Origin of the sequence: Xenorhabdus sp. KJ12.1 (assembly GCF_963876495.1) — a bacterium.
Taxonomy (GTDB): domain Bacteria; phylum Pseudomonadota; class Gammaproteobacteria; order Enterobacterales; family Enterobacteriaceae; genus Xenorhabdus; species Xenorhabdus stockiae.
The window spans coordinates 22,917-38,138 of record NZ_CAWNQH010000024.1; the positions used below are offsets into that span (position 1 = coordinate 22,917).

The 15,222-nt window shown below is 48.5% G+C and carries 13 protein-coding genes; all 13 read right to left on the bottom strand.

Annotation, left to right across the window (positions count from 1 at the left end):
- Window positions 1–13: 13 nt before the first annotated feature.
- Entirely contained in the window at window positions 14–1,270 is a 1,257-nt protein-coding gene (ftsA, locus tag AACS92_RS03115; RefSeq protein ID WP_086955564.1) for a cell division protein FtsA, read from the bottom strand.
- 35 nt (window positions 1,271–1,305) lie between these two features.
- Window positions 1,306–2,112, bottom strand: coding sequence for a cell division protein FtsQ (gene ftsQ, locus AACS92_RS03120; protein WP_099109906.1), 807 nt, complete (start codon window positions 2,110–2,112; stop codon window positions 1,306–1,308).
- A 1-nt stretch (window position 2,113) separates the two neighbouring features.
- Window positions 2,114–3,034: a D-alanine--D-alanine ligase gene (locus tag AACS92_RS03125; RefSeq protein ID WP_099109907.1), complete on the bottom strand. Its 921-nt coding sequence runs from the start codon at window positions 3,032–3,034 to the stop codon at window positions 2,114–2,116.
- Window positions 3,027–4,502, bottom strand: coding sequence for a UDP-N-acetylmuramate--L-alanine ligase (gene murC, locus AACS92_RS03130; protein WP_099109908.1), 1,476 nt, complete (start codon window positions 4,500–4,502; stop codon window positions 3,027–3,029). Before murC ends, AACS92_RS03125 begins: the two co-directional genes overlap by 8 nt.
- 74 nt (window positions 4,503–4,576) lie before the next feature.
- Entirely contained in the window at window positions 4,577–5,644 is a 1,068-nt protein-coding gene (gene murG / locus AACS92_RS03135) for an undecaprenyldiphospho-muramoylpentapeptide beta-N-acetylglucosaminyltransferase (protein ID WP_099109909.1), read from the bottom strand.
- Window positions 5,641–6,834, bottom strand: coding sequence for a cell division protein FtsW (gene ftsW / locus AACS92_RS03140; protein WP_099109910.1), 1,194 nt, complete (start codon window positions 6,832–6,834; stop codon window positions 5,641–5,643). The genes murG and ftsW overlap by 4 nt, the downstream gene beginning before the upstream one ends.
- A complete protein-coding gene (gene murD, locus AACS92_RS03145; protein WP_099109993.1) occupies window positions 6,834–8,144 on the bottom strand; it encodes a UDP-N-acetylmuramoyl-L-alanine--D-glutamate ligase in 1,311 nt (436 codons plus the stop codon). The genes ftsW and murD overlap by 1 nt, the downstream gene beginning before the upstream one ends.
- Before the next feature lie 17 nt (window positions 8,145–8,161).
- Window positions 8,162–9,244 (bottom strand): phospho-N-acetylmuramoyl-pentapeptide-transferase, encoded by a 1,083-nt coding sequence (gene mraY / locus AACS92_RS03150; protein WP_099109911.1) that lies wholly within the window; start codon window positions 9,242–9,244, stop codon window positions 8,162–8,164.
- Window positions 9,238–10,620, bottom strand: coding sequence for a UDP-N-acetylmuramoyl-tripeptide--D-alanyl-D-alanine ligase (gene murF, locus AACS92_RS03155; RefSeq protein WP_099109912.1), 1,383 nt, complete (start codon window positions 10,618–10,620; stop codon window positions 9,238–9,240). Before murF ends, mraY begins: the two co-directional genes overlap by 7 nt.
- On the bottom strand, window positions 10,617–12,119 hold the full coding sequence (murE, locus tag AACS92_RS03160; RefSeq protein ID WP_099109913.1) for a UDP-N-acetylmuramoyl-L-alanyl-D-glutamate--2,6-diaminopimelate ligase: 1,503 nt from the start codon (window positions 12,117–12,119) through the stop codon (window positions 10,617–10,619). Before murE ends, murF begins: the two co-directional genes overlap by 4 nt.
- Before the next feature lie 42 nt (window positions 12,120–12,161).
- Complete coding sequence (locus AACS92_RS03165; RefSeq protein ID WP_099109914.1) at window positions 12,162–13,916, bottom strand: peptidoglycan glycosyltransferase FtsI; 1,755 nt, start codon at window positions 13,914–13,916, stop codon at window positions 12,162–12,164.
- A 28-nt stretch (window positions 13,917–13,944) separates the two neighbouring features.
- Window positions 13,945–14,265 carry a cell division protein FtsL gene (gene ftsL, locus AACS92_RS03170; protein WP_099109915.1) on the bottom strand — a complete coding sequence of 107 codons (321 nt, stop codon included), beginning with the start codon at window positions 14,263–14,265 and terminating at the stop codon, window positions 13,945–13,947.
- Window positions 14,262–15,221: a 16S rRNA (cytosine(1402)-N(4))-methyltransferase RsmH gene (rsmH, locus tag AACS92_RS03175; protein WP_099109916.1), complete on the bottom strand. Its 960-nt coding sequence runs from the start codon at window positions 15,219–15,221 to the stop codon at window positions 14,262–14,264. The genes ftsL and rsmH overlap by 4 nt, the downstream gene beginning before the upstream one ends.
- Between the last annotated feature and the right edge of the window lies 1 nt (window position 15,222).

A 15,222-nucleotide genomic window follows, 5' to 3' on the forward strand; every position in this document is an offset into this window, starting at 1 on the left:
TCTGTATAAAAAATCAAAATTCTTTTCTCAGCCAGCTACTGACTTTTTTGAACCAGCCGCTTACTGAAGTTCTTTTATCAGCATCAGAATCGCCGCCAAGGTGGGATTCTTTGCCATAATGCAGAAGCCCGACTGCTGTTGAGTAGCAAGGCTCCTGCACGTAATCTGTCAGGCCGGTAATGTTCAGGGGACGTCCAATACGTACCTGAGTATGAAATACTCGTTGGGCACACTCAGCCAACCCATCTATCTGAGCACCCCCACCTGTTAAAACGATCCCTGCGGCCAGATGATGTTTTACCCCCTGCTGACGCAATTGCTCCTGCAATCGTAAAATTTCATCATTGACTAAATTCAGCAGTTCGGTATAACGTGGCTCAATAACCTCAGCCAGAGTCTGGCGTTGCAAACTGCGGGGAGGGCGTCCTCCCACACTCGGAACTTCAACGCTTTCATCCTTGCTGACTATCGAACCCAGTGCGCAACCGTGGCGTACCTTGATGGTCTCAGCGTCACTCGGCGGTGTACCAAATGCATAGGCAATATCACTGGTAACAACATTTCCTGCATATGGGATCACTTTGGTATGACGCAATGCACCGCCAGTATATACCGCGATATCCATCGTTCCGCCGCCGATATCAACGACACATACCCCTAATTCACGCTCATCTTCTGTCAAAACAGCATAACTTGCCGCTAATCCTGCAAAAATAAGCTGGTCAACTTTCAGCCCACAACGCTCAACAGCTTTTACAATATTTTTTGCCATGTCGTTATGGCAGGTAATCAAATGCACTTTCGCCTGCATACGCACACCGGAAAGCCCGACTGGGTTTTTGATACCTTCCTGATAATCGATAGCGTATTCTTGTGGGATCACATGCAAAATACGGTGCTCATCGCGAACACGAACCGATTTGGCTGTATGGACAACACTGTCCACATCATCCTGTGTTACTTCTTCTTCTGAAATTGGCACCATGCCAATTTCGTTCTGGCAACTAATATGTTTGCCAGACAGCGCCAGATAAACTGAAGATATTTGGCAATCTGCCATTAACTCAGCCTGATCAATCGCACGCTGGACGCATTTAACGACTGATTCAAGATCGTTGACGCCGCCTTTATCCATGCCGCGGGATGGGCAATTTCCCACTCCGATAATATTAACCATACCATCGGGCAGAATTTCACCAACCAGGGCAGATACATTTGCTGTCCCGATTTCAAGGCCAACTACCAATTTTCTGTCCGTTGATTTGATCATCGTTGTTCTGCCTGTCTCTGTATTATTGCCAGTCACTATTTATTTTCTTGCCCGTTCATTGAAGCCGGTGCGTCAGTTAATAAAGGAGCCCAGCCAACCGCAGCACCACTGTCATAACGTAAGTCCACATAAGCCACACGTTTTTGCGTGTTTTTCTGCAACACAGGGTAAAGTTCAATAAAACGCTGAATGCGCCCTTCTTGATCTTTATTACCCAATTCCAGCCGGACGTCATTATCCAGTACCAGTTGCCAGGAATTACGAGCCGTCATGATCACTGCTTTCAATTTCATTTTATGTGCAGCAAGCTGTTCAGCCATTGTGCGATATTCTGCCAATACGACTTTTTCTTTGCCTTCCGGGCCATAGAGCATGGAATAATGCCCTCCGGCGCTACGTTCGATAGGCAAACTGAATACTCTTCCTTCTTTATCCAGCATGTGCGTATCGTTCCAACGCACATAAGGGACGTATTCTACCAGATGAATTTTCAGTTCATCAGGCCATTGTTTACGTACAGTGACCTGACGGACCCATGGCAGCCGCTCTATCTGGCCCTGAATGACATTGACATCCTGTGTCATAAATGTCTCTGGCGTGCCCAGTGACAGTATTGCCTGCCTGACATCATCATCCGTGGTGTAATGCCGCTGGCCTGTCAACACCAGTTTTGAGAGTGGCAGCCGGTTTGAATCCTTCATCCACTCTAAGGTTACCCAGCCTCCCCATATGACAGTGCCAACCACCATCAGGAAGAAGAGGAACCCTGCCAGATAATAACCATTACTGGGGCGGGAACTCCGAACTTCAATTTCCCGCGTATTCCGGGCTGCCTGTGACATATCAATCAGCCAGCTCCAGAATTCTCGCTACTAATTGTGAAAAACTTAATCCCGTCTGACGCGCAGCCTGAGGCACCAGACTATGACTTGTCATGCCCGGAGAAGTGTTCACTTCCAGTAGATAGAAATTGCCATTTCCATCATCCATGATATCAACCCTTCCCCAGCCACTACATCCCACGATCTTGTAGGCTCTTAATGCGAGATCCGCCAACTCTTGCTCTTTTTCTGCACTTAAACCACTAGGGCAGAAATATTTAGTTTCGTTTGAGATATATTTCGCATCATAGTCATAAAATACTTCCGGTGCCTGAATACGAATGGAGGGAAGAACTTCATCACCAAGAAATGCCACTGTATATTCCGGGCCAAACATCCATTTCTCAACCAAGATAATTTGGTCATATTGGAATGCCAGCTCCAGTGCTCCACGCAACTCGGAGTAGTCGTTCACTTTTGTCATGCCAACACTGGAACCTTCCAGATTTGGCTTAACCATTAATGGCAGCCCTAATTCTTGAACATATTCTTTGATTTGAAAATCATTAAGTTGTTCAAATTGATGAGAATTAATCACAACATAGGGAGAAACAGGCAGTTTTGCCCCTTGCCATAACTGCTTTGTGCGCAATTTATCCATTGATAAAGCGGATGCCATTACGCCGCTGCCGGTATAAGGAAGCTGCAAAAATTCCAGTACGCCCTGTACTGTACCATCTTCACCACCACGTCCATGCAGGGCGATAAAGACTTTGCTGAACCCTTCTTCCTTGAGTTTAGTCACATCAAAGTATTTTGTATCGACTGAATGTGCATTAATACCTGCTTCCTTCAACCCAGCTACAACAGCCTGCCCGGATTGCAGTGAAACTTCACGTTCAGCAGAAGTTCCTCCCAACAAGACAGCGACCTTATCAGCCATGATGCTCCCCTTCATTAAAAGACGGCTGTAATTTTGTTTCAGCCAAATTGCGCGCTATTTTACCGATATTACCGGCACCCTGTACTAATACTAAGTCGTTGTTTTCCATTATTTGTGACAGCATGACCGAAATTTGCTCCGGTTCTGACACCAGTATCGGGTCTAGCTTCCCTCGACTGCGAATAGTACGACATAAGGAACGGCTGTCCGCACCCGGTATCGGAGTTTCCCCGGCAGAATAAACATCCAGCATTAACAACACATCCACCTGATTCAATACATTGGCAAAGTCATCGTACAAATCACGCGTTCTGGTATAACGGTGAGGCTGGAATACCATAACGATACGTTTATCTGGCCAGCCAGCTCGCGCAGCCTTCACTGTCGCATCAACTTCAGTCGGGTGATGACCATAATCATCAACCAACATGACACTGCCTTCTTTGTTGTTAATATTCCTGAGAGAAAAATCACCCAAGAAGTCAAAGCGGCGTCCGGTTCCCTGAAATTCAGCGAGCGATGCCAGAATCGCTGTATCATCAATGCCTTCTTCAGTTGCGACAGCCACAGCGGCTGTTGCATTCAGTGCGTTATGTTTTCCCGGAGCATTCAGGACAACATGAAGTTCAGGTAAATCTTCACGGCTGATGGTAAAGAAACCCTGTGCACCCTTCTGTTCATAATGGGTAATGCGAACGTCAGCCTCTTTGCTGAAGCCATAAGTCGTCACATAACGACCGATACGCGGAATTAACTCCTTCACAACCGGATCATCAATACACATCACGGCCCGACCATAAAATGGCAAATTATACAGGAAGTTGACAAAAGTCTGCTTCAGGTTTTCAAAGTCTCCCTGATAGGTATCCATATGATCGGGTTCAATATTGGTTACCACCGCCATCATGGGTTGCAAGTGCAGGAAAGACGCATCGCTTTCATCCGCTTCAGCGATCAGGTAACGGCTGGTACCAAGACGAGCATGAGTACCCGCAGACTTGACCAACCCGCCATTGACAAAAGTAGGATCAAGGCCAGCCTGAGCATAGATACCTGCAATCATTGCTGTCGTCGTCGTTTTGCCATGCGTTCCCGCAACAGCGATGCCATGTCGGTAGCGCATCAGCTCTGCCAGCATCTCTGCACGACGGATAACCGGGATACGGGCTTCACGGGCCGCAATAATTTCTGGGTTATCGGCAGGAATTGCTGTTGATGCAACGACCACGCTGGCATTGCGTACATTCTCCGCGCGGTGATTAAAATAAATAGTTGCTCCCAGTTCAATCAGTTGCTGCGTAACAGGATTAGGAGCGAGATCAGAACCACTTATCTGATAACCTTCATTGGCCAACACCTCGGCGATCCCACCCATGCCAGCACCACCAATGCCAACAAAGTGGATATGCCTGACTTTTCTCATTTCAGGCACTGAAGCTCTTAATTTCGCCAACTGTTGTATATTCACGTTTTAATCTTCACTAGTTATGTTTACTTCTCCGCCCTGCCGGTATCTTAAAAACCCACAGAACGGCCTGAATTCTATTTTTTAGCGGCATCAATCAATGCCGCAGCTACTCGTTCAGTAGCATCGATAATGGCAACAGAATGAGCTTTTTCTGCCATTTCCTGCAATTGCGGACGCTGCCACTGTTTCAGCAATTCCACGACGGCATCCGCCGTAAATTGAGGCTGTTCAAGTATTTTTGCTGCTCCTGCTTGTTCCAGCGGCAACGCATTCCAATATTGCTGGCGATCTTTATGCTGAAACGGTACAAAAATCGCCGGTAAACCTGCCGCTGAAATTTCACTGACGGTCAACGCACCAGAGCGGCAAATGACGATATCAGCCCACGCGTAAGCCTGCGCCATATCATCAATAAACTCAGTCACCCTGAAATCAGCGACAGCTAAATCAGCATATTTTTTCTGTGTTTCTGCCTGTGCACCTTTGCCCGCCTGATGCCATACAGAGATACTGTCTCCCAGACGGGAAGCGGCTTCTGGCATTGTCTGGTTCAGAATTCTTGCACCCTGACTACCACCAACAATAAGAACGCGCACAGGCCCTTGTCTGTCTGCGAGGCGCTGTGCTGGTGCAGGTAATGCCAACACATCTTTACGAACCGGATTACCGACCACCGGAGCATCCGGAAATGCTCCCGGAAAAGCCTGCAAAACTGTTTTTGCAATTTTAGCCAGCCAGCGGTTGGTTAATCCTGCGATACCGTTCTGTTCATGGAGAACAACCGGAACCCCACACAACCATGCAGCAATACCGCCCGGCCCTGAGACGTATCCTCCCATTCCCAGCACTACGTCCGGCTGATAACGTCGGATAATCGTTTTTGCCTGCCGGATTGCCTTAAAAATTCTGATAGGTGCAGCAAGTAACGCTTTTATCCCTTTGCCCCGCAACCCTGAAATCTGAATAAACTCGATCTCTATGCCATGTTTCGGAACTAAATCAGCCTCCATGCGATCAGCTGTTCCCAACCAGCGAATCTCCCAGCCCTGTTCTTTCAAATAATGGGCAACCGCCAGCCCCGGAAACACATGGCCTCCGGTTCCGCCCGCCATTACCATCAACCGCCGGTTTTTGCCACTCATTTAGGGCTCCTTACGAACGCCTGCGCTTTTGCCAGACGCACTTCATAATCAATTCGCAATAATAAAACGATGGCCGTTGACATCACGATCAAGCTCGAACCACCATAACTGACAAGAGGCAATGTCAGCCCTTTCGTCGGTAACATCCCTGAAGCTGCACCCACATTGATGAATGCCTGAAAGCTGAACCACAGACCAATGGCACAGGCCAGAAAACCTGCAAATCGCTGATCGAGCTGCAATGCGCGGCGGCCAATCATCATTGCGCGGAAAGCGACGAAGAATACCATTGCCAACACCAAAACCACACCTAAATAACCTAATTCTTCCCCTAAAATGGAGAAAATAAAGTCAGTGTGGGCTTCCGGCAGATATTCCAGTTTCTGAACTGAATTCCCAAGCCCTTGCCCGAAAAAGTCTCCGCGCCCAAATGCCATCAGAGATTGTGTAAGCTGATAGCCACTACCGAAAGGGTCATCCCACGGATTCAGGAAAGAAGTTACCCTGCGCACGCGGTATGGTTCCGCAATAATCAACACGATAACCGCAAAGATGCCGCAGCCAATGATGGCAAGAAACTGCCACAGTTTTGCCCCCGCCAAAAATAACAGAGCCAGAGTTGTTACAAACAGTACAACCACGGTTCCCAAATCGGGTTGGGCCAGCAGCAGGACAGCCAGCGCGATCATGACGCCCATCGGCTTACAGAACCCCCAGAAGTTGTTTCTCACCTCTTCGACTTTTCTCACCAGATAACTGGAGAGGTAACAAAAGAGTGACAACTTCGATAATTCCGCCGGCTGAATACGTAAAGGGCCTATGGCTACCCAACGAGATGCCCCATTCACTGAGCTACCCACAAACAGCACGACAACCAGCATCATGATCGTCATTAATAACATAACAATGCTGTAACGCTGCCAGAACGCCATCGGAATGCGCAGCGTAATCAGCGACAGGCCAAATGACAGCCCCAGATAAGCTGCATCGCGATTCGAAAAGATAAATGGATCCTGAGCAAGACGCTGCCCGACTGGCATTGAAGCCGATGTCACCATCACAAAACCAATCGCCGCTAACCCAAGTACCATCCAGACCAGGGTACGATCATACATGACGATATCTGTGGGATCTGTCTCCACATTACCCGCCAGCCAATTTTTAAATTTACCGAGGCCCGGAATGATCATTAACCCAACTCCTCCGCCAAACGGGAGAACTCATCACCCCGCTGTTCAAAACCACTAAACTGATCAAAGCTCGCACAGGCCGGTGACAATAACACCATGTCTCCGCTAACCAATTTGGGGGTAATTTCCCTCATGGCCTGTTCCATCGTATCCGTCAGTGTGGAAATTTCAGGACGCAGCTGCGCCAGTTGATTTCCATCACGACCAAAACAATAAAGACGAATGTTATTTCCGGCTAAATAAGACCGAAGAGGGGTGAAATCAGCTTCTTTCCCGTCTCCACCGACTAACAGGTAAAGTGTTCCCTCCAGCATCAGGCCACTCAGTGCTGCCTGAGTGCTGCCGACATTTGTGGCTTTGGAATCGTTGACCCAGCGAATACCGTTTCTCATATGAACTACCTGAAAACGGTGAGCCAGCCCCTGATAAGTACGCAGTGCCCGCAGACTTGCTTCACGGGGGATATTAACCGCATCGGCCAGCGCCAGCGCAGCAAGCGCGTTAGTGTAATTATGCTGACCTGTCAGACACATCTCACGTGTAGACAGGACGGGCTGTTGATTGGCAACTAATTGTTGCTGTTCACTGTCAAGCCGGTAATCACCACTTCCTACACCAAAACTGATACAACGGCTGTCTTTACCTGCTACCGGCAGGGTCAGATCATCCTGCTCATTCACAACACATACTTTGGACTGATCATAGATGCGCAGCTTGGCTGCGCGATATTGAGCCAGCCCTTCAGGGTAGCGAACCATATGGTCTTCGGTGACATTCAGCACGGTCGCAGCGGCTGCCCGCAGGCTGTAAGTTGTCTCAAGCTGAAAACTGGAAAGCTCCAAAACATATAGCTGACAAGGTTTTTTCAGTAACTCCAGAGCCGGGACACCGATATTCCCTCCAACTCCAACCTGCCATCCAGCGGCTTTCGCCATTTCACCCACCAGAGTGGTTACTGTGCTTTTACCATTTGAACCCGTAATCGCCACAATCGGCGCTGTTGCCTCACGGCAGAACAGTTCAATATCTCCGACTATTTCAATGCCAGCATCAGCCGCGGCCTTGAGTTCAGGTGTTGCCAGTGCAATACCCGGACTGGAGACGATTAAATCAGCTTCCATCAGCCATTGTTTGTTGAAGCTGCCGGTGTGACATTCAACATTATCAGGCAGCTTGTCACTTCCCGGCGGTACGATACGGGTATCCATCACACGAGGAATCACGCCACGCGCCATGAAAAAGTCAACGCAGGAAAGGCCGGTTAACCCCAGCCCAACAATAACGACTTTTTTACCTTCGTATTTTGTCATGATCCGTTCAGTCATGATTAACGTACCTTCAATGTTGCCAGACCAATCAGTACCAGCATCAGGGAAATAATCCAGAAACGTACAATAACGCGTGGCTCCGGCCAGCCTTTCAGCTCATAGTGATGATGAATAGGAGCCATACGGAAAATACGCTGCCCGCGTAATTTGAACGAGCCAACCTGCAAAATAACGGACAGTGTTTCCACAACAAACACCCCGCCCATAATGACCAGCAGAAATTCCTGACGCAGTAACACCGCGATGGTTCCCAGCGCTCCTCCCAGAGCCAGTGAGCCAACATCACCCATGAAAACCTGTGCCGGATAGGTGTTAAACCACAGGAAACCCAGCCCTGCTCCGACAATTGCGGTGCAGACAATCACTAATTCACCGGCATGGCTCAGGTAAGGAATATGCAAATAATTGGCAAAATTGACGTTACCTGTTGCCCATGCCACTAATGCAAAACCGGCTGCCACCAGTACGGTTGGCATAATTGCCAGACCATCCAGCCCATCGGTCAGGTTAACGGCATTACTGGTTCCGACAATTACGAAATAAGTCAGCAAGATGTACAGCAGGCCAAGCTGCGGCATCACATCTTTGAAAAACGGCACAACCAATTGTGTCGCCGACGTGTCTTTACCAATGCTGTACATCGCAAATGCCACACCAAGCGCCAGTACGGACTGCCAGAAATATTTCCAGCGGGCAATCAACCCCTTCGTGTCTTTACGGACAACCTTCCGATAGTCATCAACGAACCCAACGATGCCGTAACCCAGCAGTACAGCCAGTACACACCAGACATAAGGGTTATCCAGACGCGCCCATAGCAGGACAGAAATAGTAATAGAAAACAGGATCAGCAACCCGCCCATCGTCGGTGTTCCGCGCTTGCTGAAATGGGACTCCGGCCCATCGTTACGTACAACCTGACCGATCTGTAACTTTTGCAGATAAGCAATCAGAGTTGGCCCCATCCACAATGCAATAGACAACGCAGTCAGCAAGCCGACAATCGCTCTGAACGTCAGATAGGAAAAGACGTTAAATCCTGTATGATACTTAACCAGATACTCAGCCAGCCAAACTAACATTGGAAGTTCTCCTTCAGTGAGTCCACTACCTCTTCCATTTTGGCGCTGCGTGAACCTTTAATTAATACAGAAATCGTTTCGTGTTGCTTCAATACAGGAAGCAGTGCTGCAACTAACTCGGCCTTGCTGGAAAAATGCTGACCACGACCACTTGCATCACTAATATGAGCACTTAAAGGCCCGACGCTAAGCAGTTGTTCAATGTCTGTCGATGCAACAGCTTCACCAACCTGACGGTGGCACTCAATCGCCTGCTCACCCAATTCACCCATATCGCTGACTACCATCACGCGATAGCCGGGCATCCGGGCTAATACCTGTGCGGCAGCAATCATGGAGCCGGGATTGGCATTATAAGTATCATCCAGCACCACTTTTCCGGCGGCCAGAGAAACCGGGAATAACCGCCCCGGCACCGCTTTCAGCCCTAATAAACCGGTACGAATATCATCAAGGGATGCTCCGACTGAAATCGCCAGCGCACTGGCGGCTAAGACATTGGCTATATTGTGTCTTCCGGGCAACGGCAACGCGATTTCACAATTGCCGATTGGTGTATGCAGACAGAAGCGCGTTTCCAGAGGCTGCTCCTGAATATCTGTCACATAAAAATCGGCGTCTGCCGCAGGTGTAATGGAAAAACGCCATACCGTCTGCTGATCACTGATGCTCTGCTGCCAGTTATGCCAGTCATTGCTGTCCAGATTGATAATGGCGGTGCCTGTGGACAAAAGCCCTGCAAAAATTTCACCTTTTGCTTTGGCCACTCCCGCCAGTGAGCCAAATCCTTCCAGATGGGCAGAAAACAGATTATTAACCAGCGCACTTTCAGGCCGAACCATATCAGTGGTATACGCAATTTCACCAATATGGTTAGCACCCAGCTCAATAACCGCAAACTGGTGTTCCGGCGTAAGGCGGAACAGGGTTAACGGTACACCGATATCGTTATTAAAGTTGCCTGCGGTATAAAGCGTATTACCGCATTGACGTAAAATCGCAGCAGTCATCTCTTTCACGGAGGTTTTGCCGGAAGATCCCGTCAATGCAACAATTCGTGCATTGCTTTGCCCGCGAACCCAGCCCGCCAGTTTGCCCATTGCCAAACGGGTGTCTTCTACAACCACCTGAGGGCAATCCACTTCAAGAGGTCGCTCGACCAACAAAACAGCGGCACCTTGCTTCGCTACATCAGCCGCGAAGTTATGAGCATCAAAGTTTTCCCCTTTTAAAGCAATGAACAGATCACCACCTGTGATTTTGCGGCTGTCAGTTGTCACCGCTTCAATACGGATAATGGCCGCCTGTTGCCCGGAAACGTGATGTAACGTTCCCTCGGTCACTTGTGCCAGCTGTTGTAGAGTCAGTGAGATCATGCTGTCACCCCCAACAGACGCGCAACTGTCAGACGATCTGAATAATCCAGACGGCGGTTCCCTACCAATTGATAGTCTTCATGGCCTTTACCTGCGACTAACACAACATCGTCTTCTGCCGCCTGCATAATGGCACTGGTAACTGCTTCAACACGCCCATGAATCACCATCGCACGGCCCGGATCGATGAAGCCTGTCAGAATATCCGCAACTATGGACTGAGGCTCTTCGCTACGTGGATTGTCATCAGTCACAACCACCCGATCTGCCTCTTGCTCAGCAACACCTCCCATTAATGGGCGTTTGCCCTTATCGCGATCGCCTCCACAACCGAATACACACCAGAGCTGCCCTTTGCAGTGCAATCTTGCTGCTGCCAGGGCTTTTTCCAGTGCATCCGGTGTGTGAGCATAATCGACGACTACCGTAGGACGGCCTGAGGCTGCAAATACTTCCATTCGCCCACAAACCGGGATCAGACAAGATACAGTTGCCAGCAGTTTTTCTAACGGATATTCTAGTGATAATAGCGTTGCAAGAGCTAATAACAGGTTGCTGACATTAAAGGCTCCCATCAGAGGACTTTCAATAGTTCCGCTTCCCCAGCTGGATGTGAAGGTAATAGACGCGCCTTTATCGTGGTAATGAATGTCTTTTGCCGATAACCACCGCCCCTGCCAGTTTTCCGGCAGGCGATTTTCCATCGTGACAGCGACGGTTTCAGATAACACTGCATCAGGTAAGTGGGATAACCATTTCAGACCGATGTCATCATCAGCATTAATAATTTTTTGTTTAACGTTATGCGTGCTGAACAGCAGCCATTTGGCTTCTTCGTAGCTTTCCATATCGCCATGATAATCAAGGTGATCACGGCTTAAATTAGTAAAAACAGCGGCCTGATACGGTAACGATGCTACACGGCTTTGAATTAAGCCATGTGATGAAACTTCCATTGCTGCAAACGTTGCTTTCTGATTGACGAGTTGCTGTAAATCAAGCTGAATGTCAACGGCTGAACCTGTCGTATTTTCAGTTGGAACCGTCATGCCCAGCAGACCATTTCCCACCGTTCCCATCACGGCACTGGTTTCTCCCAGCCCCTGACTCCACTGTGCCAACAATTGTGTTGTTGTTGTTTTACCGTTGGTTCCTGTGACGCCAACCAGCTTTAATTTGTTACCCGGGTGCTGATAAAATTCACCTGCCAATTTCGACAGTTTATTATTTAAATCATCAAAATAGATAACCGGAACACCGTGCATTTCCTGAATGGTGCCGTTATCCGCTTTTCCCTCCGCTTCAGCGATCACCGCAGCGACCCCCTGAGCGATGGCTTGAGGAATGTATTTTCGACCATCTGCCTGATGCCCTTTAACCGCAACAAACAGATCTCCGGCAGCCGCTTTGCGGCTGTCCAATGTCATTTCTCGTAGCGGAAGCTCAGGGGCGTTAATCCCCCAGAGAGCTAACAAATCGCGTAAATTACGATCTTCCACTTTTATCCTCTTTTTATTTATTCATCACAGATTAGTTATTAATTAGTTATCAACTACAAACTCTTTTTTATCGTCCGCAGGCAAGGCATCAGGCTCAACATTCATCGTACGGAGAACACCACTCATGATGGCACCGAAGATAGGCGCTGAAACTGCACCGCCATAATATTTTCCTGCCTGTGGATCATCGATAATCACAACCAGTGCAAAACGTGGATTACTCGCAGGTGCAACACCTGCGGTATAGGAAATATATTTATTTACATATTTACCGTCCGGCCCGACCTTTTTAGCCGTACCGGTTTTAATCGCAATACGATAACCTTTTATCGCCGCACGTACCCCACCACCACCGGGTAGTGCCACACTTTCCATCATGTGTACCACTGTGCGCATAATATGCTCAGGAAATACCCGGGTTCCCGGAACGGGGGGATCAACTTTGGTAATCGATAATGGACGATAAACACCCAGACTACCTATCGTTGCATAGACTCGCGCTAACTGTAACGGTGTTACCATCAGCCCGTAGCCGAAGGAGAAGGTGGCCCTCTCAAGATCTGACCACCTTTGTCTATTTTTTGGAAATACGCCACTCTTTTCTCCGACCAACCCCAAATCGGTCGGTTTTCCCATCCCAAAGCGGTAATACACATCTACCAGCTCTGAGGCGGGCATCGCTAACGCCAGTTTAGAAACACCAACGTTACTCGACTTCTGTAAGATCCCCGTGATGGTTAATTCAGAGCGAGGGGCAACGTCTTTAATTTCATGGCCTCTCGAACCATACATCAACCGGTAGGGTCTGGTATCCAATACGGTATTTTCTTTGACAATCCCATTATTCAGCGCGCTCATCACAACCAGCGGTTTTATCGTGGAGCCGGGTTCAAACATGTCAGTGATAGCCCGGTTACGCATCGCATCTTTGGGAGTGCCAGCCAGATTATTCGGGTTATAGGACGGGCTGTTTGCCATTGCCAGAACTTCGCCGGTATTAACATCTACTAATACGGCTGTACCGGATTCAGCTTTGTTAAGTACGACGGCTTTAGTTAATTCCCGATAGACCAATGTCTGTAGACGTTCATCAATACTGAGCGCCAAATCATGAGCAGCCCTGCTGTCTACAGATGAGATATCCTCAATAACCCGACCGTTACGATCCTTACGAACAGTCCGGCTACCCGGTTTACCCGTCAGCCAGCTGTCGAAACTCTTTTCCACCCCTTCAATACCATTGCCATCGATATTGGTCACACCGATAATGTGTGCCGTCACCTGACCGGCCGGATAATAACGGCGGGACTCCTGACGCAAATAGATACCCGGGAGTTTCAGTTTTCCGACATAATCGCCAATTGAGGTATTAACCTGACGGGCAAGATAGACGAATCGACCTTTAGGATATTCATTAATTTTACTGGTGAGTTGGTCTAGAGGAATAGAGAGTGCATCAGCCAACGCTTGCCAACGGGTATCATCCGTAATCCCGCCTTTTTCAAAGACTTCTTTCGGGTCCGCCCAGACGGCATCTACCGGTACGCTGACAGCCAGCGGACGCCCATTGCGGTCGTTAATCATGCCACGAGAGGTAGGAATGGACTGGACACGCAAAGAGCGGGAATCCCCCTCTTTCACCAAACGGTCAGGGTTGATAATCTGCAAATAAGCCACTCGAATCAAAAGCCCGATTAAAGCAAGCGAAATGCCCCCGCAGAGCAAGACAAAACGCCACTTAACAAAACTGGCTTTATCTTCTTGTTTTTTCAACTTTAAAGAGCGTGCAGCTTTCATCGCCTACCTTTTAGTTGTCAACTGGACTTTATTGAGTGATCACAATATTTTCTTGTGCTGGATCGACATGTTGCATGTGAAATTTTTCAGTCGCTATAGATTCGATCCGACTGTGGTCACCCAATGCATTTTCTTCAAGGAGCAAGTTACGCCATTCAATATCCTGAGCATCAATCTGAATTGCCTGACGTTCTTTCTCCGCAGTCAATAAGCGGGTCTGATGGGTGACCGTCACTACACTGATGGCTGAAACCACAACAGCCACCAGTAAAATCAGTGGGATTTTGGCATTACGGAACAAATCCCTGCCAATAACTCCCACTAATCCATGACGTTCACCTGCCACTATTCACCTGCCTTCTCATCACCCGCCTTTTCAGCAAATCGCAATACCGAACTTCTTGCTCTCGGATTGGTTGCCACTTCATCCTCTGAGGGTTTTAACCTGCCAATTGATTTCAGACTACGTCCTCCCAATGCCCTCAATTGTACTTCGGTAAGCGGCAGACCTGCCGGCACCTTAGGCCCCTGACTATGTTGCTGGATAAAGCGTTTCACGATGCGATCTTCCAACGAGTGGAAACTGATGACTGATAATCGCCCTTGTGGTGCTAAAACTTGCAATGCACCGTCCAATGCACGTTCTATTTCTTCCAGTTCACTGTTAATGTAGATTCTGATAGCCTGAAAACTGCGTGTCGCAGGATGCTTATGTTTCTCCTTAATTGGACTTGCCTTCGCAATTAACTCTGCCAATTCTCTGGTTCGCGTAATCGGTTCTTCCTGATTGCGAGCAACAATGGCTCTTGCAATACGTTTGGCAAAACGTTCTTCACCAAACGTTTTCAGTACCCACGCGATATCATCTGCTTCAGCCTTCATCAGCCACTCTGCGGCTGATTGCCCTCGGGTTGTATCCATCCGCATATCCAGTGGCCCGTCACGCATAAATGAGAAACCACGTTCAGGATCATCCAGCTGCGGTGAAGACACGCCTAAATCCAACAGTACACCATCAATCTGTCCAGCCAGACCTGCATCTTTTACATAGGTCGCCAAATCTGAAAATGGCCCATGTGTAATGGAAAAACGCGGGTCAGTAATCGCCTTTGATGCTTCAATGGCCTGCGGGTCGCGATCAATTGCCATCAAACGACCATTCGGCCCTAATTTTGATAAAATCAGGCGAGAGTGCCCCCCTCGCCCGAATGTTCCATCAATATAAATTCCATCTTCCCGGATATTCAGTCCATTGACAGCTTCATCCAGTAATACACTGGTATGCTTGAAATGACTATTTGCCATG

Excerpts from the sequence above, each read along its gene's own strand:
- ftsA (WP_086955564.1), bottom strand. The coding sequence starts at position 1,270 with ATGATCAAATCAACGGACAGAAAATTGGTAGTTGGCCTTGAAATCGGG.
- ftsQ (WP_099109906.1), bottom strand. The coding sequence starts at position 2,112 with ATGTCACAGGCAGCCCGGAATACGCGGGAAATTGAAGTTCGGAGTTCC.
- AACS92_RS03125 (WP_099109907.1), bottom strand. The coding sequence starts at position 3,034 with ATGGCTGATAAGGTCGCTGTCTTGTTGGGAGGAACTTCTGCTGAACGT.
- murG (WP_099109909.1), bottom strand. The coding sequence starts at position 5,644 with ATGAGTGGCAAAAACCGGCGGTTGATGGTAATGGCGGGCGGAACCGGA.
- ftsW (WP_099109910.1), bottom strand. The coding sequence starts at position 6,834 with ATGATCATTCCGGGCCTCGGTAAATTTAAAAATTGGCTGGCGGGTAAT.
- murD (WP_099109993.1), bottom strand. The coding sequence starts at position 8,144 with ATGACAAAATACGAAGGTAAAAAAGTCGTTATTGTTGGGCTGGGGTTA.
- mraY (WP_099109911.1), bottom strand. The coding sequence starts at position 9,244 with ATGTTAGTTTGGCTGGCTGAGTATCTGGTTAAGTATCATACAGGATTT.
- murF (WP_099109912.1), bottom strand. The coding sequence starts at position 10,620 with ATGATCTCACTGACTCTACAACAGCTGGCACAAGTGACCGAGGGAACG.
- AACS92_RS03165 (WP_099109914.1), bottom strand. The coding sequence starts at position 13,916 with ATGAAAGCTGCACGCTCTTTAAAGTTGAAAAAACAAGAAGATAAAGCC.
- rsmH (WP_099109916.1), bottom strand. The coding sequence starts at position 15,221 with ATGGCAAATAGTCATTTCAAGCATACCAGTGTATTACTGGATGAAGCT.